This window comes from Kitasatospora hibisci (assembly GCF_043950205.1).
GTDB lineage: Bacteria > Actinomycetota > Actinomycetes > Streptomycetales > Streptomycetaceae > Kitasatospora > Kitasatospora hibisci.
On sequence record NZ_CP171642.1, the window covers coordinates 3619537 to 3635024 of the forward strand.

The window sequence follows — 15488 nt, forward strand, 5'->3', positions numbered from 1 at the left end:
GCGGCCCCAGGGGAAACATCACCACGGTGGTGTATGGCGCAATGCACCCCGTGCCTGTCAGGCTGGCACCGAGTGCCAACCACCATCGGTCACTGGTGTGCCGCCCCACCATGGCGGCCCGCCGATCGCAGAACTGAAGGAGCCGTCCATGTCCGACTTCGTACCCGGGCTTGAGGGAGTCGTCGCGTTCGAGAGCGAGATCGCCGAACCCGACCGTGAAGGCGGCGCCCTGCGGTACCGCGGTGTCGACATCGACGACCTGGTCGGCCACGTCTCCTTCGGTCACGTCTGGGGCCTGCTGGTGGACGGCAAGTTCAACCCGGGCCTGCCGGCCGCCGAGCCCTTCCCGATCCCGGTCCACTCCGGCGACATCCGCGTCGACGTGCAGTCCGCGCTCGCCATGCTCGCCCCGGTCTGGGGCCTGCGGCCGCTGCTGGACATCTCCGCCGAGCAGGCCCGCGACGACCTCGCCCGCGCCGCCGTCATGGCCCTCTCCTACGTCGCCCAGTCGGCCCGCGGCCAGGGCCTGCCGATGGTCCCGCAGAGCGAGATCGACAAGGCCGAGACCGTCGTCGAGCGCTTCATGATCCGCTGGCGCGGCGAGCCGGACCCCAAGCACGTCAAGGCCATCGACGCCTACTGGACCTCCGCCGCCGAGCACGGCATGAACGCCTCCACCTTCACCGCCCGCGTCATCGCCTCCACCGGCGCCGACGTCGCGGCCGCGCTCTCCGGCGCCGTCGGCGCGATGTCCGGCCCGCTGCACGGCGGTGCGCCGTCCCGCGTGCTCGGCATGATCGAGGAGATCGAGCGCACCGGCGACGCCGCCACCTGGGTCAAGAACGCGCTGGACAAGGGCGAGCGCCTGATGGGCTTCGGCCACCGCGTCTACCGCGCCGAGGACCCGCGCGCCCGCGTGCTGCGCCGCACCGCCAAGGAGCTCGGCGCGCCGCGCTTCGAGGTCGCCGAGGCGCTGGAGAAGGCCGCGCTGGAGGAGCTGCACAACCGCCGCCCCGACCGCGTGCTGGCCACCAACGTCGAGTTCTGGGCCGCCATCATGCTGGACTTCGCCGAGGTCCCGGCGCACATGTTCACCTCGATGTTCACCTGCGCCCGCACCGCCGGCTGGTCGGCCCACATCCTGGAGCAGAAGCGCACCGGCCGCCTGGTCCGCCCGGCCGCCCGCTACATCGGCCCCGGCCCGCGCAGCCCGCGCGACATCGAGGGTTACGACGCGATCGCGCACTGACCCGAAAGAGCTGCGGAAACAGCGGGTCCGGCACCGGCCGGGCCCGCCGTTTCCGCAGCTCGCAGCCAGGTTGGCGACATCTCAGCGATCGGACGGCGGTCACGGTGGACGACCGGTGACCGGTAGGCTGCGCCCCGTGGCTCAGATCCAGATCCCCGCTGACATCAAGCCCGCCGACGGCCGATTCGGCTGCGGCCCGTCCAAGGTGCGCCCCGAGGCCCTGAGTGCCCTCGCCGCGACCGAGACCTCCCTGCTCGGCACCTCCCACCGCCAGGCCCCGGTGAAGAACCTGGTCAAGCGCGTGCGCGAGGGCGTGAGCAGCCTCTTCTCCCTCCCCGAGGGGTACGAGGTCGTGCTCGGCAACGGCGGCTCCACCGCCTTCTGGGACATCGCGGCCTTCGGCCTGGTGCGGGAGAAGTCCCAGCACCTCGACTTCGGCGAGTTCTCGTCCAAGTTCGCCTCCTCGGTCAAGGCCGCCCCGTGGCTGGCCGAGCCGAGCGTGATCAAGACCGCGCCGGGCACCCACCCGCTGCCGGTCGCCGAGGCCGGCGTGGACGCCTACGCCCTCACCCACAACGAGACCTCGACCGGTGTCGCGATGCCGATCGCCCGGCCGGCCGGCGCCGACCAGGGCTCGCTGGTCCTGGTGGACGCCACCTCCGGCGCCGGCGGCCTGCCGGTGGACATCGCCGAGACCGACGTCTACTACTTCGCCCCGCAGAAGTCCTTCGCCGCCGAGGGCGGCCTCTGGCTGGCGACCTTCTCCCCGGCCGCCCTGGAGCGCGCCGCCGAGATCGCCGGCTCCGGCCGCTACATCCCGCCGTTCTTCGACCTGCCGACGGCCATCGACAACTCGTCGAAGGACCAGACGTACAACACCCCGTCGATCTCCACCCTGTTCCTCCTCGCCGACCAGCTCGACTGGCTGAACGGCAACGGCGGGCTGGACTGGGCCGTCGCCCGTACGGCTGATTCCTCGTCCCGGCTGTACGGCTGGGCGGAGAAGTCCGCGTTCGCCAACCCGTTCGTGGCGAACCCCGCCGAGCGCTCGCAGGTGGTCGGCACGATCGACTTCGACGCCTCGGTGGACGCGGCCGCCGTCGCCAAGGCACTGCGTGCCAACGGCATCGTCGACACCGAGCCGTACCGCAAGCTCGGCCGCAACCAGCTGCGCATCGCGATGTTCCCGGCCGTCGACCCGGCGGACGTCGAGGCGCTGACCGCCTGCGTCGACTACGTGGTCGAGCAGCTCTGACGCGTCGCGGGCAACACGCGAGGGCCACCGCCTGCGGGCGGTGGCCCTTCCGCGTCCACGCCGCCGCACCGGCGGCCGGCAGGACAGAAACTAGCGGTCGACCAGCGAGCTGATCAGCACGACGACGAGCAGCAGCACCAGGGCGCCGGTGACGATACGCATACGAGTCTTGGGATCCACGGTCAACGAGGGTACCTCCGGCCGGTCGGAGCTCGGACGCCGAGGCTGGATCCCCCGCCGGCGTCCACGTTCGGCCCGGTGACCCGGCGCGCGTCGTCCGGGCCGGGACGGCCACGGTGTCCGCCACGTCGGACGCCTCGCCGACCCGGTCGAAGGACGGGTCGGCGAGGCGTCCGGGCCCGCTCCCGCGGATCCGCCGGCCAGGGGCTGACGTCGGTGGCGACGACTCCCGGCGGCACGGAGTCGACCGTGGTCCCGCGCGCGCCGGGCTCGTCCGCCGGGGTCAGTGTGAGGGCGTTCAGGGCACCCTTCGTCATCGCGTACGAAACGGCGCCCGGGAAGGCCAGCCGGGTGACGCCGGACGACACGTTGACGATGCGGCCACCGCAGTGGCCGGCGACCAGCGCGCCGTCCCGCCCCGGCCGCTCGGCGATGCCCCGCCCGATCCCCCGGCTGCCGCCCGTCACCAGTGCCGTCCCGGCCGACGCGCTGCGGATCCGGCCGTGACGCCGGCGGGCGTCCGGTCTCCTGGACCGCCCCCGAACCGCTCCCGGACCCTCTGCGCGCAGGGCCGGGGCCGGGGCTTCAGTTCCAGTCGGCGAGCGGCCAGGCCCGGACCGTCCGGTAGTGCGGGGCGCCGCCGCCCGACTCGCTCTGCATCAGGCGCAGCTCGGCGGCCTCCCACTCCGGCCCCCGGTAGTCGGCCAGCGACGCCGCCAGGCGGTCCAGCTCTGCCGCCGCCACCCGCTGCACCGCCCGCCGGTGGCCCCGGTGGGAGCCGGCCCGGGCCAGGGTCAGGTGCGGGTGGAAGCCGTACGCGTCCGTCTCGCCGACCACGTCCGCGGTGGCCTCGCCGACCGCCTCGGCGAGCCGGCGCAGCGCCCAGGTCTGGCCGTCCACCCCGGCCCAGAGCACCCGGTCGCCGAACCTGCCCGCCCCGGAGATCCGCAGCCGGTGCACCGGGTGCACCTCGGCCACCCCGGCCAGCCCGGCCTCCAGCTCCGGCAGCCGCTCGGGCGGCACCTCGCCCAGGAAGGCCAGTGTCAGGTGCCAGCCCTCGACCGTCGTCCAGCGCAGCCGGTCCGCCCCCGGCAGTCCGCGCACCGGCGCGACCGCGTCGGAGAGCCCCTGCAACGCCTCGACCGGCGGGACCACCGCAACGAAGAGCCTCATGCCGCCATCCTCCATCCCCGCGCGCCCACGGGCGGCTACCCGAACCGAGCCGTTTGGGCTAGAACGGTGTTCCATGAAGATCCGCAACGGGGGTCCCGAGTCCGTCCCCGACATCCTCGCCCTGCTCGACGGCGCCGTCACCTGGCTGGCCTCCCAGGGCCGCACCGGCCAGTGGGGTGACCAGTCCTTCAGCGGCAACCCGGCCCGTGTCGAGCACATCACCAAGTACGCCGCCGCGCCGTTCCTGATCCGGCTCGCGGTCGACGACGAGGGCCGCACGATCGGCTCCTGCGTCCTCTCCGAGGAGCGCGGCCCGTACATCCCGGCGGTGGACGAGCGCGAGCTGTACATCCGCAACCTGGTCACCGACCGGTCCCGCAAGGGTTCGGGCATCGGTGCCGCGCTGATCGCCGACGCGCTCGACGAGGCCCGCCGGCGCGGCATCGGCCTGGTCCGGGTCGACTGCTACGCGGGCGCCGACCGCAAGCTGGTCGGCCGGTACCGCGCGCTCGGCTTCACCGAGACCGAGTCGTTCGAGGTCGAGCAGCCGGGCGGGGTCTGGCGGGGCCAGGTGCTGGAGATCAGGCTCTGACCGGGCGCCCCGGGGGCGGACGATTCCGCCCCCGGGGCCGGCGAACCGTCAGCAGGCCGGGGCCAGATCCGACTTGGCCGGGACGGTGGTGCGCGGCACGAAGGCCACCACCCGGCCGCCGCGGCCCGGGTGCAGGTCGAACCGAACCCGCAGGTCCGCGCTGCGGGCCAGCACCAGGCCGACCACGGCGGCGGCCGCAGCCGACACCAACCCGCAGGCCAGCAGGCCGAGTCGGGGGCCGTACGAGGCGGTCACCCAGCCGACGACCGGGGCGCCGATCGGCGTGCCGCCGGTGAAGACCAGCACCAGCAGGCCCATCACCCGACCGCGCATCTCGGGGTCGGTGCCCAGCTGCAGCGCCGAGTTGACCGAGGTGTTGAAGCTCAGCCCGAACACCCCGATCAGCGTCAGCAGCACCGCGAAGGTCCAGTAGCCGGGCGCGAACGCGGCCACGACCTCCAGCGCGCCGAACGCCAGCGCCGCCCCCACCAGCCGGCGCAACCGGGGCGCGCCCCGGCGGGCCGCGAGCAGCGCACCGGCCAGCGAACCGACCGCCATCGCGGTGTTCAGCAGGCCGTACTGCCCCGCGCCCACGTGGAAGGTGTCGTGGGCGAAGCCGGAGAGCAGGGTCGGGAAGTTGAAGCCGAAGGTGCCGATGAACCCGGCCAGCACCATCGGCCAGAGCAGTTCGGGCCGCTCTTTCACGTACCGCAGTCCCTCGCGCAACTGCCCCTTCTCGCGGGCGATCGGCGCGGTCGGCCGCAGCTCGCTCTCCCGCATCGCGAGCAGACCGCCGATCACGGCGGCGAAGGAGAGCGCGTTCACGGCGAACGCCCAGCCGCTGCCGACCGCCGCGATCAGCAGACCCGCCACGGCGGGGCCGACCAGGCGCGCGGTCTGGAAGTTGGCGGCGTTCAGACTGACCGCGTTGGCGAGGTCCTTCGGCCCGACCATCTCGGAGACGAAGGCCTGCCGGGTCGGGTTGTCCACCACCGTGACCAGCCCCAGCAGCAGCGCGAACGCGTACACGTAGTACGGCGTCACGACGCCGCCGACAGTGAGCACGGCGAGGCCGGCGGCGAGCAGGCCCATCGCGCCCTGCGTGTAGACCAGCAGCCGGCGTTTGGGCATCCGGTCGGCGAGCACCCCGCCGAACAGGCCGAGCAGCAGCATCGGCAGGAACTGCATCGCCGTGGTGATGCCGACGGCGAGCGGGCTGCCGGTGAGGCTGAGGACCAGCCAGTCCTGGGCGATCCGCTGCATCCAGGTACCGGTGTTGGACACCACCTGGCCGGCGAAGTAGTAGCGGTAGTTGCGCACGCGCAGGGAGGAGAACATCCCCCCGGGCCTGGTGAAGCGGTTCCCCGTGGCGGTCGGGAGGGGTCGTGCCGGCGAAGGGCCGTCGACGGGCGACGGGCGGGCCGCGCGGGGGCGGCCTGGAGCGGCGGGGTCGTCCGCCGCGGTGCGTTCGTCGGGGTCGTCGTCGCCGCTGCCGGGCAGCCCCGTCGGGGCGGGTGCCTGGCTCTCGGCGGCCGCGGCGCTCGCCGCGGCGGGGTCGGTGGTCGGGTCGTCGGTACGGAAAGCGGCGGCGCTGGCTGCGGCCGGCGGTGTCACGGTGGTCTCCCCTCGCGGCGCGACGACCCGTCGGGGGGCCGTCGCGCTCCTGGTGTCAGTGGTCGGTCCTGCGGTGATGCGGTTCTCCTTCGTCTTCCGGCGGCTGACCGGAACGGCGTGCCTAGAGGTGTGCGAGCTTGTAGAGCACCGGCGCGGCCTCCCTCAGGACGGCCCACTCCTCCTCGTCGAGACCCTCGGCGAGTTCGGCGAGCCAGGCGTTGCGCCGGCGGCGGCTCTCCGTGAGGATCTCCTCCGCCTGCTCGGTACTGCTGACGACCACCTGCCGGCGGTCCTCCGGGTGCGGCTCCCGCCGCACCAGGCCCTTCTCCTCCAGCATCGCGACGATCCTGGTCATCGAGGGCGGCTGTACGTGCTCCTTCCGGGCGAGCTCACCCGGCGTGGCCTTCCCGCACCGTGCGAGGGTGCCCAGCACCCCCATCTCGGTGGGGCTGAGCGACTCCTCGACCCGCTGGTGGCGCAGGCGTCGGGAGAGGCGCATGGTGGACGACCGCAGCTGATTGACGGCTGCGAGGTCCTGCTCGGACATCTCGGGCATGTTCTTTAGCCTACGTCATTACCCTCGCTAAAGAACAATCGGTTTCCCGACCGCCCCGGCCCGCCGGTCCGTGTCCGCCCCCAGCAGAACCGACCGAGTCCCGGCCCACCAGCGACTGCTTGCGCTCGATCCCGCCGGATCTGCACCGGGATGCCGAGGTTCCGCCCACGGGGCGAGCGGCCGCTTCCCGCACAACGGCCCACCCTTCCCCGGCAGAGCCCACGCCGCCCACCCCCGTTGTGTCCATCCGGCCGCCGGAGTCCGGGCAGCGCAGGGCGGGCGACGCGACCTGGAAGAGGTGGTACAGGCGGGCTCTGGCGCCCCCGGCAGACAGGCCCTGCCGCCTGGAGACCTTGTGACCATGCGTCAGGAGAAGGGCCTGGCCGGACTGATGATCGTTCTGATAGCTTCCCTTCGGCCGTGATCCAGTCCAAGGAGGTGACACCCGTGACCGCAGTACCCGTGCGGGTGCTCCCTCCTGCCGCCACGGTCGGGCGATCTGTGTAAGTGCCGCCGGGAGCGCCTCGAGAACCAGGCACTCCCGAAAGGCAACACGCCATGAACACTCTGCACTTCACCGCCGAAGCGACCTCCAGCGGCATCGTCGAGCGCGACTTCACCGTCAACGGGGTCCCCGGCGTCCTCTGGTCCCCCGAATCTGGCGCGGACAGTGCGCCCCTGGTCCTGATGGGCCACGGCGGCGGCAACCACAAGAAGCACCCTGCGATGGCAGGCCGCGCCCGCTTGCTCGTGAACGGCTGCGGTCTTCGGCCAGCACTGGCCCGACGTGCTGGCCGGTTACGCGCAGCAGATCACCATTCCCGTCGAATTCGACCTGCAGTGGGACGACGAGCACATCTCGCGCGAGGAGGGTCTCGCACTGTTCGACGCCTTCGCCTCGGCGGAGAAGTCCCTGCACGTGAACTCCGGCAAGCACAAGGAGCTGCCCCGCTTCGAGGCCGACAGCGCGGTCCGGTTCTTCGCCCGGCACCTCGGCAGTGCGGTCACGCCGGCCTGACGCGGATGGTTGCGGTGTCCGGCCGGCCGGACACCGCAACCGGCTCGGGTTGAAGCCGACCGCGCTGATCACGACTCCGTCCATGCCGAGTCGCGGCTCCCGGGAACTGACGCCGCGCGCATCCCCGCCCCCCTCGCAAGGTGACGCGGGTCACATCGGACCCATGTCACGAACCGAGCGGGAGCTTGCGTCTGGTGGTCGTCCGCACGGCGGGAACGACCGACACGAAAGAGGCAGCAGAGCGATGAACGCCACAGCAGAGCAGCGGCACGAGGTCCTGGTCCTGGGCGCCGGCTACGCCGGCCTTTCCGCCGCGATCCAGCTGGCAGCCCGCACCAGGAAGCGTGGGAACCTGCGGGTGACGCTGGTCAATCCGTACGACACCTTCACCGAGCGGCTCCGGCTGCACATGACCGCCACCGGCCAGGAGACGGCCGAGATGAGCATCCCGGAGCTGCTGGACGGCACCGGCGCCGTCTTCGTCCGCGGCTGGGTCACCGCCGTGGACGCCGCGGCGAAGACCGTCAGGATCGACGACGACCGCATCCTGCGCTACGACACCCTGGTCTACGGCCTGGGCAGCGTCGCGGACACGATCGCCGTCCCCGGCGTGGACGACCACGCCTACACCCTCAACAGCCCGCAGGACGCGGCCCTCCTCGCCGACCGGCTGACCCGGCTCGACGGCGGGACCGTCGTGGTCGGCGGCAACGGCCTCACCGGCATCGAGGCCGCCGCGGAGATCGCCGAGCGGCACCCCGGGCTCCAGGTGGTGCTGCTGGGCCGTGCGGAGCCGGGCGCGAGCATGCACCCGAAGGCCAAGGCACACCTGGACGCGGCGCTGGCCCGGCTCGGCGTGCGAGTGCGCAGCGGCGTTGAGGTGGTCAAGGTCCTGCCGGACGTCGTCGAGCTCGCGGACGGCTCCACCGTCCCGGCGGATGCGGTGCTGTGGACCAGCGGCACCCGCGTCTCGCCGCTGGCCGCCGCCGCTGGCCTGACCGTCGACGAGCGCGGCCGGGTCGTCACCGACAACGCACTGCGCTCGGTCTCCCACCCGGACGTCTACGCCGTGGGCGACGCTGCGGCGATCCGTCAGGGCTACGGCGTGATGCACGGGACCTGCCAGGGCGGCATGCCCACCGGCGTGCACGCGGCCCTGTCGATCCTGCGGGTGCTGGCCGGCAAGGAGCCCAAGCCGTTCCGCTTCGGCTACTACCACACCCCCGTCAGCCTGGGCCGGAGTGACGCCGTCGTGCAGTTCACCCGCCCGGACGACAGCCCGCGCCGGATCGTGCTGACCGGCAAGCGGGCCGCGAAGTACAAGGAGACGGTCACCGCCGCGCCGTGGCCGACCTTCGCCCGCATGAAGAAGATGCCCGCCTCGGGCGCCCTCTGGCCGCACGGCGGCCGCTACACCCGGATCCGGAGCGCCAAGTGACCCAGCCGCAGCAGGCCGACCCCGACCAGCTCGCCTTCCAGCAGTACCGCACCCTGCTCTTCTCCGTGGCCTACCGCCTCCTCGGCTCCGCCGCCGATGCCGAGGACGTGGTCCAGGACGCCTGGCTCAAGTGGTCGGCGGCCGACCGATCCCAGGTCGCCGACCCCAAGGCCTACCTGACCAGGATCATCTCCAACCTGGCTATGGAGCGGCTCCGTTCGACCCGCCACCAGCGCGAGACCTACGTCGGGCCGTGGCTGCCCGAGCCGATCCTCACCAGCCCCGACACCGCCGACGGCATCGCCGCGGCGGACTCGGTCTCCATGGCCCTGCTCGTCGTCCTGGAGACGCTGAGCCCCCTGGAGCGGGCGGTCTTCGTGCTGAAGGAGGTCTTCGCGTTCAGCCATGCGGAGATCGCGCAGGCGGTGGAACGCTCCGAGGCGGCGGTCCGGCAGGCCGCGCACCGCGCCCGCGAGCACGTCCAGGCCCGCCGGCCCCGTTTCTCCGCGGACCGCGCCCACCAGCGCGACGTCACCGAGCGCTTCTTCGCCGCTGCGACGGGCGGCGACATCAACACCCTCATGGAACTGCTCTCCCCGGACGTGACGCTGTGGACCGATGGCGGCGGCAAGGTCCGCCAGGCCCTCAAGCCGGTCATCGGCCTTCAGACCGTGGCCGGTTGGTTCGCCGCGCTCGGCACCGCGACCTACCAGGGCATCAAGCCCGGGCAGATGCAAGCGGAGCTCACTTGGATCAACGGCGGCCCGGGCGTGGTCTTCCGCGGCCCGGACCGGGTGGTCGCCACGATGACCTTCGTCTTCGACCCGGAGGGCCGGATCTCGGCCATCCACAACGTGGCCAACCCGGACAAGCTGCACGCCATCGCCGACGGCACCCGCCACGAACTCACCTGAACCAGAACATCGTTGTGGACCCCATCCGAATCCTTGGCGCGAACGTGAGGACTGCTGTGAGCAACCCGATCATCGTCGTAGGTGCGGGCCCCGTGGGGCTGACCACCGCGTTGGAACCGGCCAGGCGCGGGGTGCCGGTGCGGATCGTGGACCGGTTGGCCGAGCCTACGGCGGAGTCGCGCGCCATCATCGTGCACGCCCGCAGCCTGGAGATGTTCGAGCGGCTGGGGTTGGTGGACGAGTTGATCCGGGCCGGCGTCCGAACCACGGCGATGGAGATGCACTCGGACGGCGACGTGGTGGCCAGGATCCCCCTCGATCTGGTGGACAGCCCGTTCCCGTACTCGGTGACCATCGCGCAGACCGAGACCGAGCGCATCCTCACCAAGGCGCTCGCCGAGTAAGGCGTCACCGTCGAGCGCGGGGTGACCCTCACTGGCCGGGCGGCAGGCGGCAGACGGGCTGAATGCCCCGGGAGGCCGCCGGGCTTGTGAGCGACGTGAGGTGGCAGAGCCTGTGCAGCCCTTCGGGTCCCTGCGCGAACTCCTCCACGTGCGCGCCGAATTCGCGGACCTTGTCCTCGTCGATCGCCGACCGGCGCATGCCCGTGGACTCAAGGGGCGTCACCACTACGCCCGACGGGTCGACGGCTCGACGGGTCGACGGGTCGCGGGTCGACGGCCACGGACGGCCTCCGGCGCACGACGGCCCCCCGATGTGATCAGAAGTCCGTACGTCCAGTCGAAGGCCACCGGTCCGGGGGCCGTGCCGATTCCGCGGTGATCCGGCGCGATCCGGCCCGATCCGCGCCCGCCGGCTCCGATCCGCGCCGAATCCGTACCGATCCGCGCAGACCGGAACCCCGGCACCATCGGCCGTGCCCTCCATGACTCCCGGTGCGATGCTGGTCGTGGGACCCGATCCACGCGGGCCCCGGCGCCGCGCCACCCCTCAGTAGAAGGGCCGACCAGAAATGACCGACGTCGCCGCCGAACAGGCCGAGCAGGCCGACACCGGCTTCGCCCGCCTCGCCATGGTCACCATCGACTGCGCCGACCCGGTCGCACTGGCCGCCTTCTACGGCGAGCTGCTCGGGTGGGAGACCAGGCACGTGGACGAGCACTTCGCCATCCTCGACAACCCGGAGGGCGGCAGCCCGCTCGGCTTCGGGCGGGTCAACGGCTACCGGCCCGAGCCGTGGACCGAGCCGGACGGCGGCAAGCACTTCCACCTGGACTTCTACGTCGACGACCTGGAGGAGGCCACCGCCAAGGCGCTCACGCTCGGCGCCACCGAGCCGCAGTACCAGCACGGCCGCACGCTCAAGGTGCTGATCGACCCGGCCGGCCACCCGTTCGGTCTAGCCCCCTTGGAATGACCCACGAACGCCCGCGCCGGAAGCGGGCGCGCCGTGGACAGGCAGCCGCGGGGGTTGGTGCCAGAATCCTGCCGGCCATGTGAAGACCTGGCCTGACCTGCGGTTCCACCTCCCGAACCTGCGGTTCCACCTCCCGACCCGCCGACCGGCCACACGCAGCGCCGCGCGGACGCCGCGGCGCCGCGGTGTCCGCGCGGCATCGGCCGCGTCCACGTGCCGCCCGTGCGGGCGCCGGTCAGCGCGGGAACGCGCGCCGGGCCCGCCAGGTGGTGTGCTCGCGCGAGACCGCGTCCTCCGCCTCGGCGGCCAGTCGGGCCCAGCGCTGCTCGGCGTCCGGGGCCCTGAGGTCCAGGTCGGAGAGCTGGTTGCCGACGTTCTCCAGCTCGCGCGCGGCCAGCTGGTACGCGGCGGCGAGCGGGCGAAGCTGCTTGAGCTGGGTCCAGGCGATCACCGCGGCGGCCGCCGCCGAGCTGGCGCCGAAGATGTGCACCGGCAGCGCGCCGACCGCCTGTGCGATCGCCGCCGCCGCGCCGAGGATGATCAGCGCCGCGACCCCCAGCCCCCAGGAGACCGCCTGCGTCTCACAGGCCTCGGCCCGCGAGCGGTACCAGGTCCGCTGCCCCTCCACCCGGGTGCGCAGGTAGAGCGTGCGGCGCTCGGTCAGGCTGCCGGACCGGGCCCGGCGCATCTCCGCCGTGATCTCCGGGACGGTGCCGGGCGGCACGATCTCCGGATCCTCGAAGGCCCGCAGCACGTCCTCCAGCTGGAGCAGGTAGCCGCGGTCCACCTCGGCCGACTCCGCCCCGCCGTCGAACGGGCGAGCGCGCACGGCGTACTTCCAGGCCAGCGTCTTCACCGACTCGGCCGCCGCCCGGGCCTCGTACCAGCGCCCCTGTGGGTTGCCGCGTCGCAGCCGGGACCAGAAGTAGCCGGCGATCAGGAACGCCACCACCGAGAAGAGCGGCGTGATGTCGCCGTCGCCGCGGTGCTCGGGCCCGGGCAGCGAGCCCACCACCGCCGCGACCACCAGCATCGAGATCAGGCCCCGGTACCAGCGCAGCGTCTCGCGCTGCCCGTCCAGCGAGGCCTTGTCCGCCGTCCAGAACAGCTCCGGCAGCAGCTTCGCCTCGACCCCTCCGGGCGGATCCTGTTGCACCATCGGTAGAGCCCCCTCCCCGTGTCCGGCCCAGGCAGTATGCCCACCACCGACTGGGCTACACAGTCCCCTTCTCGCCTCACGAAGGGGGACGTGATTGCCCGTCAGGTCCGTAACCGGTATAAACAGTTACATGATCTCCCCCGTGCACTGGAAAGTCGTCGTCGACTGCGCCGACCCGCACCGCCAGGCCGCCTTCTGGGCCGAGGCGCTCGGCTACACCGTCGAGGACCACAGCGTCCTCATCGAGCAGTTGCTCACCGCCGGCCGGATCACCCCCGACCTCCTCACCGAGGTCGACGGCCGCCGGGCCTGGCGCACCCTGGCCGCCGTCCGCCACCCCGAGGACCCGCACGACCCCACCTCCGACACCGGGCTCGGCCGCCGCCTGCTCTTCCAGCAGGTCCCCGAGCCGAAGACGGTGAAGAACCGCCTCCACCTCGACCTCCACCCCGGTCCCGACGCCCGCGACGCCGCCGTGGCCCGCCTCGGCGGCCTCGGCGCCACCGTCCTGCGCCACGTCCAGGAGCCGGGCACCGACCACGTCGTCATGGCCGACCCCGAGGGCAACGAGTTCTGCGTGCAGTGAGAACGCGCCGGCCACGCACGGCAGCGGGTGGCAGAAGGCGACCTCGCGGGCGGTCAGAAGCGCGCCGGGGTCTTCCTCGCCCCGGGGCACCCGGCAGGACCGGAGGCTGGTGAGCAGGCAGAGGGTCAAGGCGGGAAGGAGGAGAGGGGGCGCCCCATGAGGCCGCTCCGGTTGTGCCCGCCGGGGCGGCCAAGGCCGTGGCGGCACTCCGGTCGATGCGCCCCGTACTGCAAAGCGAGTGCGGGGCGCATCAGGGGCCGGGGCTCCGGTCAGAGCAGACCGAGCGCGGGCATCAGGTAGTAGAAGGCGAAGACCGCGGACACCGCGTACATCGCGGCCGGGACCTCGCGGCCGCGGCCCGCGGCGAGGCGCAGGACGCAGAAGGCGACGAAGCCGAAGCCGATGCCGTTGGTGATGGAGTAGGTGAACGGCATCATCACCATGGTCAGGAAGGCCGGGATCGCGATCGTGTGGTCGGCCCAGTCGATGTCCTTGACCGAGTTGGCCAGGATCAGGAAACCGACGGCCACCAGTGCGGGGGTGGCGGCCTGGGCGGGGACCATGCCGGCGAGCGGGGCGAAGAAGAGTGCCACCACGAAGAGCAGGCCGGTGACGATCGAGGCGATGCCGGTCCGGGCGCCCTCGCCGACGCCCGCCGTGGACTCGACGTAGCAGGTGTTGGCGGAGCAGGAGGTGGCGCCGCCGGCCGCGGTGGCGATGCCGTCGACCATCAGGATCCGGTTGATCCCGGGCAGGTCGCCCTTCTCGTCCAGCAGGTGGGCCTCGTCGGCGACGCCGAGGATGGTGCCCATCGCGTCGAAGAAGCAGGACATCAGGACGGTGAAGACGAAGAGGGCGCCGGTGAGCACGCCGACCTTCTCGAAGCCGCCGAACAGGCTGACGTGGCCGACCAGGCCGAAGTCCGGGGCGGCGACCGGGTTGCCGGGCCAGGCCGGGACGGTCAGACCCCAGCCGGCGTCGGGGACGCCGGCGAGCTTGTCGATCACGACGGCGACGACGGTCGTCACGGCGATGGAGACCAGGATCGCGCCCGGGACCTTGCGGATGATCAGCACCAGGGTCAGCAGCAGGCCGAGCACGAAGACCAGCACCGGCCAGCCGAGCAGGTGGCCGTTGCCGCCGAGCTGGAGGGGGACGGCGGTGTGGGCGATGTCCGGGATGCGGCTGACGAAGCCGGCGTCGACCAGACCGACCAGGCTGATGAAGAGGCCGATGCCGATGGCGATCGCCTTGCGCAGACCGAGCGGGACCGCGTTCATGACCCGCTCGCGCAGACCGGTGGCGACCAGGAGCATGATCGCGAAGCCCGCCAGCACCACCATGCCCATGGCGTCCGGCCAGGTCATCTTGGGAGCGAGCTGGAGGGCGACGATGGTGTTGACACCGAGGCCGGCGGCCAGGCCGATCGGGACGTTGCCGATCACGCCCATCAGCAGGGTGGTGAGCCCGGCGGTGAGGGCGGTCGCGGTGACCAGCTGCGCGTTGTCCAGGTGGGCCCCCGTCATGTCCGTGGCGTTGGCCAGGATGATCGGGTTGAGCACCAGGATGTACGCCATGGTGAAGAAGGTGGCGATGCCACCGCGGACCTCGCGCGGGACGGTGGAGCCGCGCTCTGAGATCCGGAAGTAGCGGTCCAGGGCGCCGGCGGGGGGCTTCGGCGCCGTGGCGACGGGCTCGGGCGACTCGGTGGTCGGCTGGGCCACAGGCATGCGTGCGTCCTCTGGTGGGGGCTGAGGAGAGGGTCCGCGCCCGGGGCGACGATGGCCGGGCGGGCCCGGCGGCACGGCGTCGGCCCAGGCGTCCTGGGCATGGCACAGCCAACCGGAAGGCCCCAGTATGGGTGCCCCGATCGCACACACGCTATCTTCGCGCGTAGAACGATCAATGCGAGGAGAGGCCCGATCAGGAGCGGCCGAAAGTCGGGCGAGCGGCCGTCGCCCCGTACTCTAGAGCCCATGCCGAAGACCCCGCTGCACGCCTCGCCCCCGCCGTTGGAGGCCAACGACGTCGCCATCGTCGGCGGCGGCACGGTGCTGTGGTTCGTCGCCTTCCTGGCCCTGCTCCCGTTCCGGGGGTCGCTCGCCGACCACGGCCACGGGAACTGGCCGTGGATCTGCCTGGCCGGGGCCGGCCTCGGCCTGATCGGCCTCTGGTACTGCCGCGCCCGCCGGGACGCGATCGCCCGCAGCCGCGCCGCCGAGGCCGCGACCGCCGAGCGGTCGGCCGGCGAGCGCTCGACCGGCGACAACGGCGCGGACCCGGCCGCCCGGGACTGACGGAACCCGGCCACCCGGTCGGACCGATTAGGTCTTTGGTCGCACGGCACCGGACATAGGGCGCCCGTAGAGTCGGTGC

General features: G+C 72.6%; 16 protein-coding genes and 1 pseudogene. 11 read left to right on the plus strand and 6 right to left on the minus strand.

Annotation, left to right across the window (positions count from 1 at the left end; translation table 11 throughout):
- Positions 1–148: 148 nt before the first annotated feature.
- Both ACF9IK_RS15360 and serC read left to right on the plus strand, forming a co-directional pair.
- Complete coding sequence (locus ACF9IK_RS15360) at positions 149–1249, plus strand: citrate synthase 2 (protein ID WP_395294771.1); 1101 nt, start codon at positions 149–151, stop codon at positions 1247–1249.
- A gap of 136 nt (positions 1250–1385) precedes the next feature.
- Positions 1386–2504: a phosphoserine transaminase gene (serC, locus tag ACF9IK_RS15365; protein ID WP_395294772.1), complete on the plus strand. Its 1119-nt coding sequence runs from the start codon at positions 1386–1388 to the stop codon at positions 2502–2504.
- A 182-nt stretch (positions 2505–2686) separates the two neighbouring features.
- Here serC and ACF9IK_RS15370 read toward each other — a convergent pair whose 3' ends face one another.
- Positions 2687–3052 (minus strand): hypothetical protein, encoded by a 366-nt coding sequence (locus ACF9IK_RS15370; RefSeq protein ID WP_395298587.1) that lies wholly within the window; start codon positions 3050–3052, stop codon positions 2687–2689.
- 7 nt (positions 3053–3059) lie between these two features.
- On the opposite strand from ACF9IK_RS15370, the gene ACF9IK_RS15375 reads away from it, so the two are divergent.
- On the plus strand, positions 3060–3191 hold the full coding sequence (locus ACF9IK_RS15375; protein ID WP_395298797.1) for a hypothetical protein: 132 nt from the start codon (positions 3060–3062) through the stop codon (positions 3189–3191).
- Between the two features lie 78 nt (positions 3192–3269).
- Here ACF9IK_RS15375 and thpR read toward each other — a convergent pair whose 3' ends face one another.
- Entirely contained in the window at positions 3270–3857 is a 588-nt protein-coding gene (gene thpR, locus ACF9IK_RS15380) for an RNA 2',3'-cyclic phosphodiesterase (RefSeq protein ID WP_395294773.1), read from the minus strand.
- A gap of 73 nt (positions 3858–3930) precedes the next feature.
- Between thpR and ACF9IK_RS15385 the strand changes: the two genes are divergently transcribed.
- On the plus strand, positions 3931–4449 hold the full coding sequence (locus tag ACF9IK_RS15385; protein ID WP_395294774.1) for a GNAT family N-acetyltransferase: 519 nt from the start codon (positions 3931–3933) through the stop codon (positions 4447–4449).
- Between the two features lie 48 nt (positions 4450–4497).
- Here ACF9IK_RS15385 and ACF9IK_RS15390 read toward each other — a convergent pair whose 3' ends face one another.
- On the minus strand, positions 4498–6063 hold the full coding sequence (locus tag ACF9IK_RS15390; RefSeq protein ID WP_395294775.1) for an MFS transporter: 1566 nt from the start codon (positions 6061–6063) through the stop codon (positions 4498–4500).
- Positions 6064–6184: 121 nt separating this feature from the next.
- The gene (locus ACF9IK_RS15395) at positions 6185–6619 is read right to left on the minus strand and encodes a MarR family winged helix-turn-helix transcriptional regulator (protein ID WP_313765121.1); all 435 of its coding nucleotides are present in this window, start codon (positions 6617–6619) and stop codon (positions 6185–6187) included.
- 558 nt (positions 6620–7177) lie between these two features.
- Between ACF9IK_RS15395 and ACF9IK_RS15400 the strand changes: the two are divergent.
- From ACF9IK_RS15400 to ACF9IK_RS15420, 5 genes and pseudogenes are all read left to right on the plus strand, one after another.
- Positions 7178–7637 (plus strand): annotated as a pseudogene (locus ACF9IK_RS15400) (hypothetical protein).
- A 244-nt stretch (positions 7638–7881) separates the two neighbouring features.
- The gene (locus tag ACF9IK_RS15405) at positions 7882–9075 is read left to right on the plus strand and encodes an NAD(P)/FAD-dependent oxidoreductase (RefSeq protein WP_395294776.1); all 1194 of its coding nucleotides are present in this window, start codon (positions 7882–7884) and stop codon (positions 9073–9075) included.
- Complete coding sequence (locus tag ACF9IK_RS15410; protein ID WP_395294777.1) at positions 9072–9989, plus strand: RNA polymerase sigma-70 factor; 918 nt, start codon at positions 9072–9074, stop codon at positions 9987–9989. Before ACF9IK_RS15405 ends, ACF9IK_RS15410 begins: the two co-directional genes overlap by 4 nt.
- A gap of 56 nt (positions 9990–10045) precedes the next feature.
- Entirely contained in the window at positions 10046–10393 is a 348-nt protein-coding gene (locus tag ACF9IK_RS15415) for an FAD-dependent oxidoreductase (protein WP_395294778.1), read from the plus strand.
- A gap of 569 nt (positions 10394–10962) precedes the next feature.
- Positions 10963–11367 carry a VOC family protein gene (locus ACF9IK_RS15420; protein WP_395294779.1) on the plus strand — a complete coding sequence of 135 codons (405 nt, stop codon included), beginning with the start codon at positions 10963–10965 and terminating at the stop codon, positions 11365–11367.
- Positions 11368–11602: 235 nt separating this feature from the next.
- Here ACF9IK_RS15420 and ACF9IK_RS15425 read toward each other — a convergent pair whose 3' ends face one another.
- Positions 11603–12526 (minus strand): DUF4231 domain-containing protein, encoded by a 924-nt coding sequence (locus ACF9IK_RS15425; protein ID WP_395294780.1) that lies wholly within the window; start codon positions 12524–12526, stop codon positions 11603–11605.
- Between the two features lie 130 nt (positions 12527–12656).
- Between ACF9IK_RS15425 and ACF9IK_RS15430 the strand changes: the two genes are divergently transcribed.
- Positions 12657–13112: a VOC family protein gene (locus ACF9IK_RS15430; protein WP_395294781.1), complete on the plus strand. Its 456-nt coding sequence runs from the start codon at positions 12657–12659 to the stop codon at positions 13110–13112.
- Positions 13113–13381: 269 nt separating this feature from the next.
- Here ACF9IK_RS15430 and ACF9IK_RS15435 read toward each other — a convergent pair whose 3' ends face one another.
- Positions 13382–14842: an NCS2 family permease gene (locus ACF9IK_RS15435; RefSeq protein ID WP_395294782.1), complete on the minus strand. Its 1461-nt coding sequence runs from the start codon at positions 14840–14842 to the stop codon at positions 13382–13384.
- A gap of 246 nt (positions 14843–15088) precedes the next feature.
- On the opposite strand from ACF9IK_RS15435, the gene ACF9IK_RS15440 reads away from it, so the two are divergent.
- Complete coding sequence (locus ACF9IK_RS15440) at positions 15089–15409, plus strand: DUF2530 domain-containing protein (protein ID WP_395294783.1); 321 nt, start codon at positions 15089–15091, stop codon at positions 15407–15409.
- Positions 15410–15488: the final 79 nt, after the last annotated feature.

Bases quoted from the DNA above. Each gene is read 5' to 3' on its own strand.
- ACF9IK_RS15360 (WP_395294771.1), top strand. From the start codon at position 149: ATGTCCGACTTCGTACCCGGGCTTGAGGGAGTCGTCGCGTTCGAGAGC.
- ACF9IK_RS15375 (WP_395298797.1), top strand. From the start codon at position 3,060: ATGCGGCCACCGCAGTGGCCGGCGACCAGCGCGCCGTCCCGCCCCGGC.
- thpR (WP_395294773.1), bottom strand. From the start codon at position 3,857: ATGAGGCTCTTCGTTGCGGTGGTCCCGCCGGTCGAGGCGTTGCAGGGG.
- ACF9IK_RS15385 (WP_395294774.1), top strand. From the start codon at position 3,931: ATGAAGATCCGCAACGGGGGTCCCGAGTCCGTCCCCGACATCCTCGCC.
- ACF9IK_RS15395 (WP_313765121.1), bottom strand. From the start codon at position 6,619: ATGCCCGAGATGTCCGAGCAGGACCTCGCAGCCGTCAATCAGCTGCGG.
- ACF9IK_RS15405 (WP_395294776.1), top strand. From the start codon at position 7,882: ATGAACGCCACAGCAGAGCAGCGGCACGAGGTCCTGGTCCTGGGCGCC.
- ACF9IK_RS15420 (WP_395294779.1), top strand. From the start codon at position 10,963: ATGACCGACGTCGCCGCCGAACAGGCCGAGCAGGCCGACACCGGCTTC.
- ACF9IK_RS15425 (WP_395294780.1), bottom strand. From the start codon at position 12,526: ATGGTGCAACAGGATCCGCCCGGAGGGGTCGAGGCGAAGCTGCTGCCG.
- ACF9IK_RS15430 (WP_395294781.1), top strand. From the start codon at position 12,657: ATGATCTCCCCCGTGCACTGGAAAGTCGTCGTCGACTGCGCCGACCCG.
- ACF9IK_RS15435 (WP_395294782.1), bottom strand. From the start codon at position 14,842: ATGCCTGTGGCCCAGCCGACCACCGAGTCGCCCGAGCCCGTCGCCACG.
- ACF9IK_RS15440 (WP_395294783.1), top strand. From the start codon at position 15,089: ATGCCGAAGACCCCGCTGCACGCCTCGCCCCCGCCGTTGGAGGCCAAC.